General features: G+C 66.8%; 15 protein-coding genes. 13 read left to right on the forward strand and 2 right to left on the reverse strand.

Features of this window, described 5'->3' with window-relative positions:
* Nucleotides 1-179 precede the first annotated feature (179 nt).
* Genes ACWEFV_RS10660 through ACWEFV_RS10685 form a run of 6 tightly spaced genes read left to right on the forward strand, consistent with a single transcriptional unit; the run spans nucleotide 180 to nucleotide 8,203 of the window.
* A complete protein-coding gene (locus tag ACWEFV_RS10660; RefSeq protein WP_019347277.1) occupies nucleotides 180-269 on the forward strand; it encodes a potassium-transporting ATPase subunit F in 90 nt (29 codons plus the stop codon).
* The gene (gene kdpA, locus ACWEFV_RS10665) at nucleotides 269-1,939 is read left to right on the forward strand and encodes a potassium-transporting ATPase subunit KdpA (protein WP_450070134.1); all 1,671 of its coding nucleotides are present in this window, start codon (nucleotides 269-271) and stop codon (nucleotides 1,937-1,939) included. Before ACWEFV_RS10660 ends, kdpA begins: the two co-directional genes overlap by 1 nt.
* Nucleotides 1,939-4,086, forward strand: a complete 2,148-nt coding sequence (gene kdpB / locus ACWEFV_RS10670; protein ID WP_450070135.1) for a potassium-transporting ATPase subunit KdpB — start codon at nucleotides 1,939-1,941, stop codon at nucleotides 4,084-4,086. The genes kdpA and kdpB overlap by 1 nt, the downstream gene beginning before the upstream one ends.
* Before the next feature lies 1 nt (nucleotide 4,087).
* Complete coding sequence (locus tag ACWEFV_RS10675) at nucleotides 4,088-4,948, forward strand: potassium-transporting ATPase subunit C (protein WP_450070136.1); 861 nt, start codon at nucleotides 4,088-4,090, stop codon at nucleotides 4,946-4,948.
* A gap of 19 nt (nucleotides 4,949-4,967) precedes the next feature.
* Nucleotides 4,968-7,505: an ATP-binding protein gene (locus ACWEFV_RS10680; protein WP_450070137.1), complete on the forward strand. Its 2,538-nt coding sequence runs from the start codon at nucleotides 4,968-4,970 to the stop codon at nucleotides 7,503-7,505.
* Nucleotides 7,502-8,203, forward strand: coding sequence for a response regulator (locus ACWEFV_RS10685; protein ID WP_135457772.1), 702 nt, complete (start codon nucleotides 7,502-7,504; stop codon nucleotides 8,201-8,203). Before ACWEFV_RS10680 ends, ACWEFV_RS10685 begins: the two co-directional genes overlap by 4 nt.
* A 70-nt stretch (nucleotides 8,204-8,273) precedes the next feature.
* On the opposite strand, the gene ACWEFV_RS10690 is transcribed toward ACWEFV_RS10685, so the two are convergent.
* A complete protein-coding gene (locus ACWEFV_RS10690; protein ID WP_450070138.1) occupies nucleotides 8,274-9,464 on the reverse strand; it encodes a cytochrome P450 in 1,191 nt (396 codons plus the stop codon).
* A gap of 180 nt (nucleotides 9,465-9,644) precedes the next feature.
* Between ACWEFV_RS10690 and ACWEFV_RS10695 the strand changes: the two genes are divergently transcribed.
* Nucleotides 9,645-11,525 carry a propionyl-CoA synthetase gene (locus tag ACWEFV_RS10695; RefSeq protein WP_450070139.1) on the forward strand — a complete coding sequence of 627 codons (1,881 nt, stop codon included), beginning with the start codon at nucleotides 9,645-9,647 and terminating at the stop codon, nucleotides 11,523-11,525.
* A gap of 69 nt (nucleotides 11,526-11,594) precedes the next feature.
* On the opposite strand, the gene ACWEFV_RS10700 is transcribed toward ACWEFV_RS10695, so the two are convergent.
* Nucleotides 11,595-13,541, reverse strand: coding sequence for a heavy metal translocating P-type ATPase (locus tag ACWEFV_RS10700; RefSeq protein WP_450070140.1), 1,947 nt, complete (start codon nucleotides 13,539-13,541; stop codon nucleotides 11,595-11,597).
* 105 nt (nucleotides 13,542-13,646) lie between these two features.
* On the opposite strand from ACWEFV_RS10700, the gene ACWEFV_RS10705 reads away from it, so the two are divergent.
* The 6 genes from ACWEFV_RS10705 to ACWEFV_RS10730 all read left to right on the forward strand — a co-directional run bounded on the left by ACWEFV_RS10705 (nucleotide 13,647) and on the right by ACWEFV_RS10730 (nucleotide 18,125).
* The gene (locus tag ACWEFV_RS10705) at nucleotides 13,647-14,000 is read left to right on the forward strand and encodes an ArsR/SmtB family transcription factor (protein WP_135457780.1); all 354 of its coding nucleotides are present in this window, start codon (nucleotides 13,647-13,649) and stop codon (nucleotides 13,998-14,000) included.
* A gap of 209 nt (nucleotides 14,001-14,209) precedes the next feature.
* The gene (locus ACWEFV_RS10710; protein ID WP_167857647.1) at nucleotides 14,210-14,386 is read left to right on the forward strand and encodes a hypothetical protein; all 177 of its coding nucleotides are present in this window, start codon (nucleotides 14,210-14,212) and stop codon (nucleotides 14,384-14,386) included.
* Nucleotides 14,387-14,517: 131 nt separating this feature from the next.
* Nucleotides 14,518-15,222, forward strand: coding sequence for a ZIP family metal transporter (locus ACWEFV_RS10715; protein WP_450070141.1), 705 nt, complete (start codon nucleotides 14,518-14,520; stop codon nucleotides 15,220-15,222).
* Between the two features lie 25 nt (nucleotides 15,223-15,247).
* Nucleotides 15,248-16,033, forward strand: coding sequence for a prolipoprotein diacylglyceryl transferase (locus ACWEFV_RS10720; RefSeq protein ID WP_450070142.1), 786 nt, complete (start codon nucleotides 15,248-15,250; stop codon nucleotides 16,031-16,033).
* Nucleotides 16,030-16,557 (forward strand): hypothetical protein, encoded by a 528-nt coding sequence (locus ACWEFV_RS10725; protein WP_450070143.1) that lies wholly within the window; start codon nucleotides 16,030-16,032, stop codon nucleotides 16,555-16,557. Before ACWEFV_RS10720 ends, ACWEFV_RS10725 begins: the two co-directional genes overlap by 4 nt.
* 8 nt (nucleotides 16,558-16,565) lie before the next feature.
* Nucleotides 16,566-18,125: a radical SAM protein gene (locus tag ACWEFV_RS10730; RefSeq protein ID WP_450070173.1), complete on the forward strand. Its 1,560-nt coding sequence runs from the start codon at nucleotides 16,566-16,568 to the stop codon at nucleotides 18,123-18,125.
* Nucleotides 18,126-18,298 lie beyond the last annotated feature (173 nt).

The raw sequence follows: 18,298 nt of genomic DNA on the forward strand, positions 1-18,298 counted from the left end.
CGTAAAAAAGACATAAAGATCGTCGCCGGCCGACCGCAACAGACGGACGCTTGATCAGTCGCCGAGATCCGGCGGCCCCAAAAACGTGTTGGAGAACCCATGTCCGTAGTGGTGTTCATCGTGCTGACAGTGGCGATCTTTGCGCTGCTGGGCCTGGTGCAGAAGTTGGTCGAGGGACTGTGAGCTACGAAAACGTCGTCGGCCTGGGCCTGGCGATCCTGATCGCGCTGTTTCTCTTCGCGGCGCTGCTGTTTCCGGAGAGGTTCTAGTGACTACTACAACCGCGGGGATCGTTTTCCTCGTCGTTCTCATCGTCGCGGTCGCGGCTGTCCATGTGCCGCTCGGCGACTACATGTACCGCGTCTACACGACCGAAAAGCACTCACGTGCCGAACGCGTCATCTACCGGCTGATCGGCGCCGATCCGAAGGCCGAACAGACCTGGGGCGCCTACGCCCGCAGCGTGCTGGCCTTCTCGGCCATCAGCGTCCTGTTCCTGTTCATCTTGCAGCTGGTGCAAGGCAAGCTGCCGCTGCACCTGAACGATCCAGGCACCCCGATGACACCGGCGCTGGCCTGGAACACCGCCATCAGCTTCGTCACCAACACGAACTGGCAGGCATATTCGGGTGAATCCACCCAGGGCCACCTGGTGCAGATGGCCGGCCTGGCGGTGCAAAACTTCGTCTCAGCCGCAGTCGGCATGGCCGTGGCGATGGCCTTCGTTCGTGGCCTGGTCCGGCGCAACACCGGTGAGCTCGGCAACTTCTGGGTCGACCTGGTGCGCGGCAACCTGCGTATCCTGCTGCCGATTTCGGTCGTCGGCGCGCTGATCCTGGTCGGCGGAGGCGCCATCCAGAACTTCGCCCTGCACAGTGAGGTCGTCAACACGCTCGTCGGCGGCACCCAGACCATCCCGGGTGGCCCGGTCGCCAGCCAGGAAGTCATCAAGCTGCTCGGTACCAACGGCGGCGGCTTCTACAACGCCAACTCCGCGCACCCGTTCGAGAACCCCACCACCTGGACCAACTGGGTGGAGATCTTCCTGATCCTGATGATCCCGTTCTCGTTGCCGCGGACCTTCGGCCGCATGGTCGGCAGCCCGAAGCAGGGTTACGCCATCGCCGCCGCGATGGCGGTCATCGCCACTGTCAGCGTCAGCCTGATGATGCTGTTCCAGTTGCAGGCCCATGGCACCGTCCCCACCGCCACCGGCGCCGCGATGGAAGGCGTCGAACAGCGGTTCGGCATCGCCAACTCGGCGGTGTTCGCGGATGCGACCACGCTGACGTCGACCGGTGCGGTGGACTCGTTCCACGATTCGTACACCAGCCTCGGCGGCATGATCACGATGTTCAACATGCAGCTCGGTGAGGTGGCTCCCGGCGGTGTGGGCTCCGGCCTCTACGGCATGTTGGTGCTGGCGATCATCACGGTGTTCGTCGCTGGGCTGATGGTCGGCCGCACCCCGGAATACCTGGGCAAGAAGATCACCCCGCGGGAGATCAAGCTAGCCGCAACGTATTTCCTGATCACACCGTTGCTCGTGCTGACCGGCACTGCGGTGGCGATGGCCATGCCCGGTCAACGGGCAGGCATGCTCAACACCGGACCACACGGTCTGTCGGAAGTGCTGTACGCCTTCACTTCAGCCTCCAACAACAACGGTTCCGCCTTCGCCGGTATCAGCGTCAACACCGAGTGGTACAACACCGCCCTCGGCCTCGCGATGGTGTTCGGCCGATTCCTGCCGATCATCTTCGTGCTGGCACTGGCCGGATCACTGGCCAAACAGGGCAAGACGCCCGAATCCATCGGCACGTTGCCCACCCATCGACCCCAGTTCGTCGGCATGGTCGCCGGCGTCACGCTGATCCTGGTCGCCCTCACCTTCTTGCCCATGCTTGCGCTCGGGCCCCTTGCTGAAGGAATTCACTGATGTCAGTACCTACCCTCGATTCACCGTCCGCCGCTCAGTCGAAACCCACTGGTTCCACGCGAATCAAGGGCGGCCTGCTGGACCCGAAGATGCTGTGGAAGTCGACGCCCGATGCGCTGCGCAAGCTCAACCCACGCACGCTGTGGCGCAACCCCGTCATGTTCATCGTCGAGATCGGCGCGGTCTGGAGCACCATCCTGGCCGTCCTCAACCCATCCTGGTTCTCCGGGCTGATCGTCATCTGGCTGTGGCTGACGGTCATCTTCGCCAACCTGGCCGAGGCCGTCGCCGAGGGGCGCGGCAAGGCCCAGGCCGAGTCGCTCCGGAAGACCAAGACGTCCACCATGGCCCGCCGGCTGACGGGCTGGGCCCCGGGTAATCCCGGCCGCGAAGAGGAGGTCGCCGCGCCGCTGCTGCAGCAGGGCGATGTCGTCGTGGTCGAGGCCGGCCAGGTCATCCCCGGAGACGGCGATGTCGTGGAAGGCATTGCCTCGGTGGATGAATCGGCGATCACCGGTGAATCGGCCCCCGTCATCCGGGAGTCCGGTGGCGACCGGAGCGCCGTCACCGGCGGCACCACGGTGTTGAGTGACCGCATCGTCGTGCAGATCACCCAGAAGCCCGGCGAGAGCTTCATCGACCGGATGATCAACCTCGTCGAGGGCGCCAACCGGCAGAAGACCCCCAACGAGATCGCGCTCAACATCCTGCTGGCCTCGTTGACGATCATCTTCGTCTTCGCCGTCGCGACCCTGCAGCCGCTGGCCATCTTCTCCAAGGTCAACAACCCGGGCGTCGCAGACACCCTGGCGCTCAACGGAAACGGCATCTCGGGCATCGTCATGGTGTCGCTGCTGGTGTGCCTGATCCCCACCACCATCGGCGCCCTGCTCTCGGCGATCGGCATCGCCGGCATGGACCGGCTGGTGCAGCGCAACGTGCTGGCCATGTCCGGCCGCGCCGTCGAGGCCGCCGGCGACGTCAACACCCTGCTGCTCGACAAGACCGGCACCATCACCCTCGGCAACCGCCAGGCCGCCGCGTTCGTCCCGCTGACCGGCGTGACGCCCGAGCAGCTCGCCGACGCCGCGCAACTGTCCAGCCTGGCCGACGAGACCCCCGAGGGCCGATCGATCGTCGTGTTCGCCAAGCAGGAGTACGGATTACGCGGCCGCACACCCGGTGAACTCGACCACGCGCACTGGGTGGAGTTCAGCGCCAACACCAGGATGTCCGGTGTCGACCTGTCCGGTGACCATCGCCTGCGCAAGGGCGCCACGGGCGCGGTCGCCGAGTGGATCCGCTCCGAAGGCGGCCGGGTACCAACCGAACTCGGCGATATCGTCGACGGGATCTCCGCCGCCGGCGGCACACCACTGGCGGTCGGTCATGTGGTCGACGGCAAGGCCGAAGTGCTCGGCGTCATCCACCTCAAGGATGTCGTCAAGCAGGGCATGCGGGAACGGTTCGACGAGATGCGCCGCATGGGCATCCGCACCGTGATGATCACCGGAGACAATCCGTTGACTGCCAAGGCCATCGCCGACGAGGCCGGTGTGGACGACTTCCTCGCCGAGGCCACGCCCGAGGACAAGATGGCGCTGATCAAGAAGGAGCAGGCCGGCGGCAAGCTCGTCGCCATGACCGGTGACGGCACCAACGACGCGCCCGCCCTGGCCCAGGCCGACGTCGGCGTCGCGATGAACAGCGGCACCTCGGCGGCCAAAGAGGCCGGAAACATGGTCGATCTCGACTCCGACCCGACCAAGCTCATCGAGATCGTCGAGATCGGCAAGCAGTTGCTGATTACCCGCGGGGCACTGACCACCTTCTCGATCGCCAACGACATCGCGAAGTACTTCGCGATCATCCCGGCGTTGTTCGTGGCGCTGTTCCCCGGCCTGGATCTGCTGAACATCATGCGGCTGCACAGCCCGCAATCGGCGATCCTGTCCGCGGTGATCTTCAACGCGATCATCATCGTGGCGCTGATCCCGTTGGCACTCAAGGGTGTTCGGTACACCCCCAGCAGTGCGTCCAAGCTGTTGAGCCGCAATCTCTACGTGTACGGCCTCGGCGGCATCATCGCACCGTTCATCGGCATCAAGTTGATCGACTTGGTGGTCCAACTCTTCCCGGGAATGTGACATGAAATTCTCCAACCTGCTTCGCCAACATGCAGCCGCCCTGCGGGCCCTGCTAGTGCTCACGGTGATCCTGGGTATCGGCTATCCGGTCTTCATCTGGCTGGTGGCCCAGATCCCGGGACTGCGCGACCGGGCCGACGGATCGCTGATCGAGATGAGCGGAAAGCCGGTGGGCAGCAGCCTGATCGGTCAGTCCTTCACCGATGCCGACGGCAATCCCCTGCCCCGCTACTTCCAGAGCCGTCCGTCGATGGCCGGTGACGGGTATGACCCCATGGCCACCAGCGCGAGCAACCTCGGCCCGGAAAGCGTCGTCGATGCGCCGGACAAGCCGAGCCTGCTCACCCAGGTGTGCTCACGCAGCGCCGCCGTCGGCGAGCTCGACGGCGTCGACGGCGCCCGCCCGTTCTGCACCGGAGGCGGCGTCGGCGCGGTGCTGTCGGTGATCGGGCCGCGAGACGCCCGCGGAAACGTCCTGCACCCGACTCAGGTGGTCAGCGTCAACGAACCGTGCGACACCACGAAGACGCCGTTCCTCAACACCTATGAGGGCGTCCGCGTCGAGTGCGCAAAGGTGGGCGAGGACTACAGCGCCGGTCTGATCGTGCCGATCCGCGGCAGCGCGCCTGCTGACCCCGCGGTGCCGGCCGATGCGGTGACCGCGAGCGGTAGCGGACTGGACCCGCACATCTCGGTTTCCTACGCGGATCTGCAGGTCAACCGAGTGGCCAAGGCCCGCGGTCTCAACCCCGAGCTGGTGCGCTCCATGGTGGCCCAGCACACCGACGGTCGCACCCTGGGCTTCTTCGGCGAACCGCGGGTCAACGTGCTGGAACTCAACATCGCCCTCGACTCCCTGTAGGCACGAGGATGATGGTCTTGTGAATACGCCGTCGTCCGGCCCCGCCAAACGCGGAGAGCTGCGCATATATCTGGGTGCAGCTCCCGGCGTGGGCAAGACCTACGCGATGCTCGGCGAGGCGCACCGCAGGCTCGAACGCGGCACCGACGTGGTTGCCGCGGTGGTCGAAACGCACGGGCGCAAGAAAACCGCCGATCTGCTCGACGGCATCGAGACCATTCCGCCGCGCTACGTCGAGTACCGGGGAGGCCAGTTCCCCGAACTCGACGTAGCTGCGGTGCTGGCCCGCCATCCGCAGGTGGTGTTGGTCGACGAGCTCGCCCACACCAACACCCCGGGCAGCAAGAACCCCAAGCGCTGGCAAGACGTCGAGGAACTGCTCGACGCCGGGATCACCGTGATCACGACCGTCAACGTCCAGCACCTGGAAAGCCTCAACGATGTGGTCACCCAGATCACCGGAATCGAGCAGCAGGAGAAGGTTCCCGACGAGGTGGTCCGGGCAGCCGACCAGATCGAGCTGGTCGACATCACCCCGGAGGCGCTGCGCCGCAGGCTGTCCCACGGCAACGTGTACGCACCCGAACGTGTCGACGCGGCCCTGTCGAACTACTTCCGGCGCGGAAACCTCACCGCGCTGCGAGAACTGGCTCTGCTGTGGCTGGCCGACCAGGTCGACGCCGCACTGGCCAAGTACCGCGCCGACAACAAGATCACCGACACCTGGGAAGCCCGCGAACGCGTGGTGGTCGCCGTCACCGGCGGCAGCGAGTCGGAAACGCTGGTGCGCAGGGCATCCCGCATCGCCTCGAAATCAAGTGCCGAACTCATGGTGGTGCACGTCGTTCGCGGGGACGGACTGTCGGGTGTCTCGGCCCCCCAGATGGGCAAGGTGCGAGAGCTGGCCCTGAGCCTGGGTGCCACCCTGCACACCGTCGTCGGAGACGACGTACCCACGGCGCTACTGGATTTCGCGCGCGAACGCAACGCCACCCAGTTGGTGCTCGGCACGTCGAGGCGGTCCCGGTGGGCCCGGATGTTCGACGAGGGCATCGGTGCCGCCGTGGTGCAGCACTCCGGCAAGATCGACGTGCACATGGTGACCCATGAGCAGGCCCGCCGCGGCTTCGGCTGGTCGACGGCCACCCCACGGCAGCGCCACATCGCGTCCTGGCTTGCCAGCCTTGTGGTTCCGTCGGCCATCTGCGTGGCGATCGTGACCCTGCTGGACCCCTACCTCGGGGTCAGCGGCGAAAGCGCCCTGTTCTTCATCGGCGTGCTGATCGTCGCACTCCTCGGCGGCGTCGCACCTGCCGGACTGTCAGCCCTGCTGTCCGGGCTGCTGCTGAACTACTTCCTGGTCGACCCGCGTCACACGTTCACCATCTCCGAACCCGACAGCGCGGTCACCGTCGTCGTGCTGCTGTTGGTCGCGGTGGCGGTCGCGGCGCTGGTCGACGGCGCCGCGAGCCGGGCCCGCGAAGCCAGGAAGGCCTCGCAGGAAGCCGAGCTGTTGACGCTGTTCGCCGGGTCGGTGCTGCGCGGTGCCGACCTGACCACCCTGCTGGAACGGCTGCAGGAGACGTACTCCCAACGGGCGGTGAGCCTGCTGCGGGAACACAATGGGACCGCAGAGATCGTGGCCTGCGTCGGCACCAAGCCGTGTGCCGACGTGGACACCGCCGACACCGCGATCGAAGTCGGGGACGACGAGTTCTGGCTGCTGATGTCGGGACGCAAACTGGCCGCGCGGGATCGCCGCGTGCTGAGCGCCGTCGCCAAACAGGCTGCCGGACTGGTCAAACAGCGCGAGCTCACCGAGGAGGCCGGCAAGGCCGAGGCCATCGCGCAGGCCGATGAACTGCGCCGCTCGCTGCTCTCCGCGGTCAGCCATGACCTGCGCACCCCGCTGGCCGCGGCCAAGGCGGCGGCCAGCAGCCTGCGCAGCGAGGACATCGACTTCTCGGACGAGGACACCGCTGAACTACTGGCCACCATCGAGGAATCCGTCGACGCACTCACCGCGCTCGTCGGCAACCTGCTGGACTCCTCGCGGCTGTCTGCCGGAGTGGTCCGCCCCGAGCTGCGCCGGGTGTACCTGGAGGAGACGACGCAGCGCGCGCTGCTGGGAATCAGCAAGGGTGCCACCGGATTCACCCGTGAGGGTCTGGACCGGGTGAAGGTCGAGGTCGGTGATGCCGTCGCGATGGCCGACGCCGGGCTGCTGGAGCGGGTGCTGGCCAATCTGATCGACAACGCCCTGCGGTACGCCCCTGACGGGCCGATCCGGGTCAGCGCCGGGCAGGTGGCCGACCGGGTACTGATCGCGGTGATCGACGAGGGGCCCGGAATGCCGCGCGGGGCCGAGGAACAACTGTTCGCGCCGTTCCAGCGCCTCGGCGATCACAACACCAGCATCGGCGTCGGGCTGGGCCTGTCCGTTGCCCGCGGCTTCGTCGAAGCCATGGGCGGGACCATCTCTGCGACCGATACCCCCGGCGGTGGCCTGACCGTCGAAATCGACCTTGCTGCACCGCCGAAGGACGAATCAGCATGACATCCACCAATCCCGCCAAGACCCGCGTCCTGGTGATCGACGACGAACCGCAGATCCTCCGTGCGCTGCGGATCAACCTGTCGGTGCGCGGCTACGAGGTCGACACCGCCACCAACGGCGGGCAGGGCCTGCGCTCCGCCGCCGATCACCGGCCCGATGTGATCGTGCTCGATCTCGGCCTGCCCGACATGTCGGGCATCGAGGTGCTGGCCGGCCTTCGCGGTTGGCTGTCGGCACCGGTGATCGTGCTCTCGGCCCGCACCGACTCGTCCGACAAGGTCGAGGCGCTCGATGCCGGCGCCGATGACTACGTCACCAAACCCTTTGGTATGGACGAGTTCCTGGCCCGGCTGCGCGCCGCGGTGCGCCGCGGCGCGGCGGCGTCCGAAACCGATGAGCCCGTCATCGAAACCTCCTCGTTCACCGTCGATCTCGCGTCCAAGAAGGTGACCAAGAACAACCACGAGGTGCACCTGACCCCCACCGAGTGGGGCATGCTGGAGATGCTGGTGCGCAACCGCGGCAAGTTGGTGGGCCGTGAAGAACTGCTACGTGAAGTGTGGGGACCGGCCTACGCGAAGGAAACCCACTATCTGCGGGTCTATCTGGCGCAGCTGCGTCGCAAGCTCGAGAATGATCCGTCGCATCCGGTGCACCTGCTGACCGAGGCGGGGATGGGGTACCGCTTCCAGGAGTAGCTTCTTCCGCCGAGCAGACGTAAAACTGCCCCTTTTCACGTGAAAAGGGGCAGTTTTACGTCTGCTCGCGCTAAGTGGTGACCAGCATCGGTAACCGCTCCCACCCACGCACCGTCGACGTGGGTGACAACGCCGCATCGTCGAGATTCACGTCCCAGTCCGGGAATCGAGTGAGTATCTCGTCGAGCGCGATGCGGGCCTCGATGCGGGCCAGCGCGGCACCCAGGCAGAAATGCGCTCCGTGCCCGAACGCCAGGTGCATACCGATGTCGCGGTGGATGTCGAAACGGTCCGGTTCGGCGTAGCGGCGCTCGTCGCGGTTGGCCGCGGCCATCACGATCAACAATGCGCTGCCGGCGGGAACCGTGTGCCCGTGCCACTCGGCATCGACGGCCAGGGAGCGGGCCGCATGCGGCGCCGGGTTCTCGAACCGCAGGATCTCCTCAATTGCGTTGGGCACCAATGACCGGTCGCGCACCAGTTCCCGGCGCTGATCCGGATGCTCGGCGAGCACCTTGACCGTCCATCCGATCAGCCGGGCACTGGTTTCGTTGCCCGCCCCGGCGATGACGTGCACATAGGTCAGCAGTTCGCGCCGGGTCAGCCGGCGCCGGGTGCCGGTCTGGTCTTCGAACTCGACATTGAGCAGGTCGGTCATGATGTCGTCCGACGGATGCTCGACGCGCCAGTCGATGTAGTCGGCGAAAGCCCCACCCAGCGCCATGTTCTGTTCGCTGATCCGCATACCGCGTCCGGCCTTGGTGCGCATGTTGGCATTGCTCATCTCGCGGATCGCGATCTGGTCGGCGTCGGGAATGCCCATCAGCATGCTGATCACCCGCATCGGCATCTGCGCGGCGAACTCACTGATCACATCGAACCGCCCGGCGCCGATCAGCGGATCGAGGTACTCGGCGCAGTACGCCCGGATCGCCGGTTCCAGTGCGGCCACCTTGCGCGGGGTGAACACCCGCGACATCAGGGTGCGGTGGATGGTGTGGCTGGGCGGATCCTCGGCGACGACGATGCCGGGCGGCATCTCGACACCGGACTTGATGAATTCCAGGACATTGCCCCGCCCGGAGATGAAGGTGTCGCGGTCGATCAGAGCCCGCTCGACATCCCCGTAGCGACTGACCGCGAAGAAATCGTGCGTTGCGTTGTAATACAGCGGCGCCTCGTCCCGCAACCGGCGGTAGGTCGGATAAGGGTCGCGCGCGATCTCGACGTTGTACGGGTCGTAATCGATGTCGACAGTCATGCCGGCTCCTCGTAGTCCCGGCAATCCTGACCCCGGCCACCCGCATCGGCGTGAGTACCGCGCTACCCGAATTGCCGCGCAACGACCGGTGACCGCGCGTGAGCGACCACCGGGCGCGGGCAGGCCACCGACCAGCGACAATCACCGATTTCGACTGGCCGGACACGCTACGGTGCCGGTATGTCAGGTGATCGTGCCCTTTATCGTGGTCTCTTCGAGGCCAGCCTCAACGACCCGGCCACCTTCTGGGCCGACGCCGCCAAGGCGGTGACCTGGACGTCCGAGCCGCAGCGCATACTCGACGACGCCAACCCGCCGTTCTACCGCTGGTTCCCTGACGGTGAGCTCAACACCTGCGCCAATGCCCTGGACCGGCACGTCGCCGAGCGCGGCGATCAGACCGCGCTGATCTACGACTCCCCCGTCACCGGCACCAAAGCCACGTACACCTACCGCGAGTTGCGCGACACCACCGCCCGGTTCGCCGGGGCCTTGCGCGGGCTCGGGGTGAACAAGGGCGATCTGGTGGTGATCTACATGCCGATGGTGCCCGAGGCCGTCATCGCAATGCTGGCCTGCGCCCGGCTCGGCGCGGTGCACTCGGTGGTGTTCGGCGGGTTCGCCGCGCACGAACTGGCCGCCCGGATCGACGATGCCCGCCCGGTGGTCGTCGTGAGCGCGTCCTGCGGCATCGAGCCGACGCGCATCGTCGAGTACAAGCCCATGCTGGACGCGGCACTGGAGATCGCCGAGCACAAGCCCCGGGCCTGCGTCATCCTGCAACGCGAGCAGTGTCCGTGCGAGCTGGTCGACGGGCGTGATCACGACTGGCGGCAGCTGGTGGCCGACGCCGCACCGGCCGATCCGGTGCCGGTGGCCGCGACCGACCCGCTGTACGTGCTCTACACGTCGGGCACCACCGGTAAACCCAAGGGCATCGTCCGCGACAACGGCGGGCACGCGGTGGCCCTGCTGTGGAGCATGCGCCACATCTACGACGTGGCGCCGGGCGATGTGTTCTGGGCCGCCTCCGACGTCGGCTGGGTGGTCGGCCACTCCTACATCGTGTACGCGCCATTGCTTTTGGGCGCGACAACCGTTCTCTACGAAGGCAAACCGATCGGCACCCCCGACGCCGGGGCGTTCTGGCGAGTGGCCGCCGAGTATGGCGTCAAGGCGCTGTTCACCGCCCCGACCGCGATCCGCGCGATCAAAAAGGAAGATCCCGACGCCACACGTCTGGCCGATTACGACCTGTCCGGGCTCAAGTACCTGTTCCAGGCCGGCGAGCGCCTCGACCCCGACACCTATCACTGGGCCGCCGACAAACTCGGCATCCCAGTGGTCGACCACTGGTGGCAGACCGAAACCGGTTGGGCGATAGCGGCAGATCCGATGGGCGTCGAGCCTCTGCCGATCAAGGCCGGCTCGGCCACGGTGCCGATGCCCGGCTACGACGTGCAGATCCTTCGTTCCGACGGCACCCGGTGCGAGGCCGGTGAGGAAGGCGCCATCTGCATCAAGCTGCCCCTGCCACCGGGCACACTACCCACGCTGTGGGGCGACGACCACCGCTACGTCGCGGCCTATCTGTCGGCGTTCACCGGGTACTATCTCACGGGCGACGGCGGCTACGTGGACTCCGACGGCTACCTCTTCGTGATGGGCCGCACCGACGACGTGATCAACGTTGCCGGACACCGGTTGTCGACCGGATCGATCGAGGCCGTGCTGGCCGACCATCCCTCGGTGGCCGAATGCGCGGTGATCGGTGTCGCCGACGAACTCAAGGGACAGGTGCCGCGCGGCTTCGTGGTGCTCAAGACCGGGGCCTCGACCGAGGGGATCACCCAGGAGCTCGTCGACCGGGTGCGGGAAAACATCGGCGCGGTGGCGGTTTTCAAGAAGGTCGACGTGGTCGCGGCGCTGCCGAAGACCCGTTCGGGCAAGATCCTGCGCAAGACCATGCGGGGTATCGCCGACGGCCTGGACGAGCCGGTGCCCTCCACCATCGAGGATCCCGCGGTGCTCGACGCGCTCAAGGACGTCCTGCGCCCCTGAGGCCTTCCGCCGAGCAGACGTAAAGCTGCCCCAATCCACTAATTTTGGGCAGTTTTGCGTCTGCTCGCGCTAGGAAAGTCGGGGCCAGGCGCGGTTGCGCAACAGCCGCAGCCCGTTGAGGGCGACCAGAATGGTCGAGCCCTCATGACCGGCCACGCCCAGTGGTAACGGCAAGTGCCCGAACAGGTCCCAGGTAACCAGGACGGTGATGACGGTGGCCGCGATGACCAGGTTGGCGATGACCAGCCGCCGGGCCCGCTCGGACAACGCGACCACCGAGGCGATCGCCGACAGATCGTCGCCGACGGTGACGACGTCAGCGGTGTCGACCGTGAGATCGGCACCGCTGCGCCCCATCGCCATCGAAGTATGGGCGGACGCCATGGCCGGCGCGTCGTTGACCCCGTCGCCCACCATGAGAACCCGCCGCCCACCGGATTCCAGTTCCCGGACCGCAGCAGCCTTGTCCTCGGGCAGCAGCCCGGCCCGCACGTCCTCGATTCCCAACTGCCCGGCCAGATGCGCGGCCGCCACGTGGTTGTCACCGGTGAGCAGCACCGGCGAGCGTCCGGTGACGGTACGCAGTGCCCGCACGGCAGCGGCCGCGCCCGGGCGAGCCTGATCATGCAGCCCCAGTACCCCGATCGCGAGACCGTCGACGGCCACGACGACGGCGGTCGCCCCGGTGGCCTCGATCTCGGTCACAGCCGGGATCGCCGGGCCCGAATACGCTGCGGGGCTGGATACCTCGACCGGGAGTCCGTCGACGATCACCCGCACTCCGCGGCCCGGCCAGGCGATGAAGCCGCCGGCTTCCGGCACTGTGATGGCGCGGGATGCAGCCTCGGCGACGATGGCCCGCCCGATCGGGTGTTCGCTGAATTGTTCTGCGGCAGCTGCGGTTGCGAGCACCCGATCAGCCGGTGTACCGGCGACCGTCACAACCTGCGATACCCGGGGCGCGCCTGTGGTCAGTGTTCCGGTCTTGTCGAGTACGACGACGTCCGTATCGGCCAGCCGCTCCATGCCGATCGCGGATTTCACCAAGACGCCGCGACGGCTGGCGTTGGCGATCGCGCACAGCAGGGGCGGCATCGTGGCGAGCACGACCGCGCATGGCGAGGCCACGATCATGAACGTCATGGCGCGCAACAGAGTTGAGCGCACGTCGGCGCCCAGCGCCAGCGGTACCGCGAACAGCGCCAGGGTCGCGACCACAACGACTACCGAATAGCGCTGCTCGACCTTCTCGATGAACAGCTGCGTGGTCGCCTTGGTCGCCGAGGCCGCGGCGACGGCTGCGACGATGCGCGCCATCACCGTGCTCGAGGGGTCCTGCGTGACCGTGACCTGCAGCGCGCCAGAGGTGTTGAGCGTTCCGGCGAATACGTCGTCGCCCACGTGTTTGGCGACCGGCAACGGCTCACCGGTGATCGAGGACTGGTCGACGTCCGACGACCCACCGATCACGGTGCCGTCCGCCGAGATCCGTTCGCCGGGCCGGATGAGGATGCGATCGCCGGGTCGCAACGCCTCTGCGGCGACGACGCGCTGGGTGCCGTCCTCCTCGAGAAGGGTCGCATCGGCTGGGGCCAGGTCGAGCAGACCGCGCACCGACCGTTCGGTGCGTGCGGTGGCCACATCCTCCAACGCGCCTGACGTCGCGAAGATGACGATCAACAGTGCGCCGTCGAACACCTGCCCGATGGCCGCCGCACCGATCGCCGCGACGATCATCAGCAGGTCGACATCGAGCGTGCGGTCGCGCAGCGCCTGCACGCCGGACACCGCGGATTGCCAACCGCCGGCGAGGTAGCACGCGAGATACAACGTCCACCACAGCGGTTGTGGCGCATCGGCCAACTGCGCAACCACGCCGCAGAGCATCAACACCAGGGCGGCGACGGCCCAGCGGACGGAGTCCAGGGACCAGATCCACCTGCCGAGACCGCGCGCACCGGTGGGCCGGGCGTCGCCGTCACGCACTGACGGCCGGTCGATCGACACAGCGGTCATGGATCGCGCCTCCCCTTCATCGTCGACACACACATCGTAGATATTTATACATGTAGAGATTGAAATGTATCACCGATGTTTTGCCCGCATGCTTGAATGAATGCCATGGGCCACGGAGTTGAGGGGCGCGCGACGCCGGCAGCGTCCCTCGACGCGGCCTCAGCGGCCAAAGTCGCCGAGACCCTACAGGCCCTCGCCTCCCCCAACCGATTGCTGATCCTGACCCGGCTGCGGGAATCGCCATGCTCGGTCACCGAACTGTCCGCCGCGGTAGGCATGGAGCAGCCCGCAGTCTCCAACCAACTCCGGTTATTGCGGGCACTGGGCCTGGTGACCGGCGACAGGTCCGGCCGCAATATCGTGTACCGGCTGTACGACAGCCATGTCGCGCAACTGCTCGATGAAGCCATCTACCACATCGAACATCTCCGGCTCGGCGCCCGCGAAACCTCTGCCTAGCCCTTAAGTCCGCTGCAGCCAAAGAGTTTCACGGATTGTTCACCCGAGAACGCCGACCCGGAACAGGCCGCGTGGCAAAACTCGCACCATTGCCGGAATCCTTTATTTTCGCGGTGACCCGAACTATTGTGAAGTCGTTATATGTTGATATCCGCCCATCCTCGGGAGTTTGCTGTCGGCCATACCGGCGGCACCCGAACAGTGAGGAGTTGAACAACGATGCGCATCGCAACCAAGGGATCCTGCACCTGTCGCTGCAATGCCTGCGATGGTGGCCACCACTGCGGAAACCCCCCGAACTGCAACGCGCGGCGCTGACGCCGTCGGTGGCCTGTCGCCCGGGCAACCGGCGACAGGTCACCACCCCTAACCGCTACGCCGCCTGACCATCGGGCCATAACCTCATCGATCGCACCGATCGGTCGTGCGATCTTGCGCTGTCTCACTTCTCTTTCTACTTTCTCCCCGCCGCTCCCGCCTCCCCGGTTCTGAGCCTGTGCGGCCTTATGCTGCGGCTGTGCTCGCTGCGCTGACCTGGGGTCTGGTCGCCGCATCCTCGCTGCTCATCGGCGCGGTCGCCGGCGTGGTCCGGGACTGGAATCAACGCCTCGTCGGCCTCGTCCTCGGTTTCGGCGCGGGGGCGCTCATCTCCAGCATCTCCTTCGAACTCGCCGAGGAAGGCTTCCGGGCCAGCGGCGCCTGGGCCGTGGCACTCGGCCTGGCCATCGGGGCCGTGGTGTTCTATCTCGCGGACAAGGCAGTAGATCGACTGGGCCGCAATGGAACTCAGACCGCCGGGCTGCCCCTGCTACTCGGCGCCCTGCTCGACGGCATTCCCGAACAGGCCGCACTCGGCATCGGCATCGCAGCCGGAGCCGGCGTCAGCCTGGCCCTCGTGGTGTCCATCTTCGTGTCGAACCTGCCCGAATCGATCGGATCGGCCAGCGACATGAAATCCGCGGGTGAACCTGCCCGCCGGATTGTCGGCAGCTGGGCCGTGATCGCCGCACTGTGCGCGCTGGCCACAGTCGGCGGCTATCAGCTGCAGAACGTGGCCGGCGCCGAATTCCGGGGCGGCATCAACGGATTCGCCGCCGGAGCGCTGCTGGTCATGCTGGTGGGCTCGATGATCCCGGAGGCCACCGAGAAAGCCAAGGAGAACGCCGGCCTGGCGGCCGTGCTGGGTTTCGCCGTCGCCGCGGGATTGTCGCTGGCCGGGTGAACCGGCCGCGGGATAGGTTCGGCGGGTGACTGTTCAGTGGCACCTCGGGCCCATCAGCGTCGGGGTGCACAACCTGTTCGTCGCCCTCGGGGTGTCCGCCGCACTGATGGTGTTCGTCGCCGAGGCCCGCCGGCGCGGTGCGGTCAACGAGCAGTCGGTCGTCGCCGCGGCCGGGGCGCTGATCGGTGGCGCGATCGGGATGAGGTTGACCGGGTTGGTACGTCACCTGGACTTCAGCGCCAATCCGAGCCTGGCCCAGGCCTGGCAGTTCGGCTCGCGCAGCATTCTCGGTGGGCTGCTCGGCGCCTACCTCGGGGTGCTCATCGCCAAGCGGCTGGGCGGTTACCGCGGAAAGACCGGCGACCTGTTCGCCCCCGCAGTCGCACTCGGCATGGCGATCGGCCGGATCGGCTGCCACCTCACCGAAGCCCCCGGCCGGCCGACAACCCTGCCGTGGGGCATCCACGCGCCGGCCGACACCCCCGAATGCCCGGGCTGCCTCGCCGGAGCCGCGATGCACCCGTCGTTTCTCTACGAGATCGCCTTCCAGCTCACCGCATTCGCCGTGTTGCTATGGCTGCGCCCCCGCATCGGCAAACCCGGGGAGCTGTTCGTGCTCTACGTCGCCGGTTACGCGGTGTTCCGATTCCTCGTCGAGTTCGTCCGGGCCAACGAGACCGTGTGGCTGGATCTGACCCGCCCGCAATGGTTCCTGCTGCCGTCGTTACTGATCGTCGGGTTTCGGCTGTGGTACGGCTACCGCCGCGGGTACTATCGCAACCCAACCCATTCTCAGGAGGTGCCCGCATGACGACACCGCCCGGCCCGCCTGACGACACGCCCCCACCCGACGAGAACCCACCAGAGTTCGGCCCACAAAGCTTTGAGCCACAGGGGATCCCACCCGCCTACCACGGCGACCCATCCGCACCGCCGCCCCCGCCACCGGGCTACCCCGCCTATCCGTACCCGCCGGACTATCAGTACCCGCCGGGCAATCCGTACGGCCCACCGCCGCAACCCGAGCGACGCATCTCGGTCCTCATGGTGGTCCTCGGCCCGGTCATCTACGCCGCGCTCAACCTGGTCATCGGGTTCGCCGGTTTCATGGGCGCCGGGGCCGCCGACAGCAGCGGCGGCAACACCAACCTGGTCCTGGGCGGCACCGCGGTGCTGTTGGCCCTGATCGCCTTCGGCGGCGGCACGTTGATGTTGTTGTCGAAGAACCCGACGACCAAGGGCCTCGGCATCGGACTGATGGTCGGCTGGGCCCTGGTCTCGCTGTTCACCGCCGGGTTCTGCACCGGCATCAACCCCGAGTTGTACGCCCTGTGAGCACCGGAATGGGGTTGCGTGGCGACCGGCTGCACCGCTACGTCACCGCGTTCTGCCCGCACTGCCACGACGAGGCGCCCGAGCGCCCGCTGACCGACGTCACGCGCCTGGCCGGCATCCTGGTCGAACGCGACGGACACGTCTGGCTCGAACGCGGCTGCCGCACACATGGATTGGTCCGCACCCTGTATGACGAGGATCCCGAGATCCTGTCCTATCTGGAGGAGTGGACCGCCCCGACCAAGGCACACATCCCCGATGTGGCCGGGAACTTCGATCCGATTCCGTCGGCCTACCTGCGTGGCCTGCCCGAGATGCAGACGCAGCACACCTGCATCCTGCTGGCGGACATCGCCGAGACCTGCAACCTGCGCTGCCCGACCTGTTTCACCGACAGCTCACCCGATTTGCGCCATGTGGTGCCCACCGCCGACGTGCTGGCCAACGTCGACCAGCGGTTGGCCCGCGAGAACGGCCGTATCGACGTCCTGATGCTCAGCGGGGGCGAACCTACCCTGCACCCCGACCTGCCCGAGCTACTCGCGCAGCTGGTCGCCCGGCCGATCACCCGAATCCTGATCAACAGCAACGGGGTCCGCATCGCCAACGACGACCGGCTGCTCGATCTGCTCACCACGCACCGGGAACGCGTCGAGGTCTACCTGCAGTACGACGGGTTGTCTGAGCAGGCGCACCGCCACCACCGCGGCGGCGATCTCAGGAGAACCAAAAGCCAAGCCCTACAACGGCTCTCCGAGCGGGAAATCTTCACCACCCTGGTGATGACATGCGCGCTGGGAGTCAACGACGACGAGATCGGCGACATGGTCCGGCTGGCCCTGGACACCCCGTACGTCGGCGGGCTCACCATTCAGCCGCAGTTCGGCTCCGGCCGCTCCGGTGAGATCGACCCGATGAACCGGCTCACCCACACCGGGGTGCTCAAGCGGCTGGGCCCGCAGACCGGCGGCGCCGTCACGTGGCGCGACCTGACCGCACTGCCGTGCTCGCACCCGCACTGCTGTTCGGTCGGCTACCTGGTTCGCGACGACGGCGACCAGTGGCGCTCACTGGTGTCACTGATCGGCACCGAGAGTCTCAAGGACAAGCTGGGCCTGGTCTCCAATCGGATCGCCGACACCGAGATCCCCCGCCAGCTGCGCCTGGCGGTGCAGGAATCACTGCTCGGGCTGCTCTCGGAGCAGTCCTCCCTGTCGCATCCACAGATCGGCGACGTGTGGCGCGCGATCTGTGAAAGCTGCGACCTGGGTATGGGAACACTGCTGACGCTGGCTTCCTCGGCCCTGCCGGGGCGTCGCCGCAAGATCCGCACGCTGCTGGGCGAGCGCGTGGTGCGACTGACCGTCAAGCCGTTCATGGACATGTCGACGATGATCGAGGAGCGCCTGATTCAGTGCTGTGTACATGTCGGCACCCGGTCCGGGCAGCTCGACTCGGCCCAGCACCAGTGTGCGCCATTCTGTGCCGTACAGGCCTGGCCCGCCCTGGGGCGTCAACGGCTGTCCCTGTCGGCCGGACAGGCATTACCGCTCATCGAGATTCGATAGGGATGGCGAAAAACCAGGTCGTGGCGCACATCGAGCTCGACGAGCAGGTCAAACGGGTTTTCTGCCAGGCGCCGATGGCAGAAACTGCGAACTGGTGTTCCTAACCGTCCTCTTAAGCTGCTAACTTGCCATGAAGTGGGTGTCCCACTGCCGGGGGGCCTGCCAACTCTTTT

The organism is Mycobacterium sp. NPDC004974 (genome assembly GCF_053600815.1).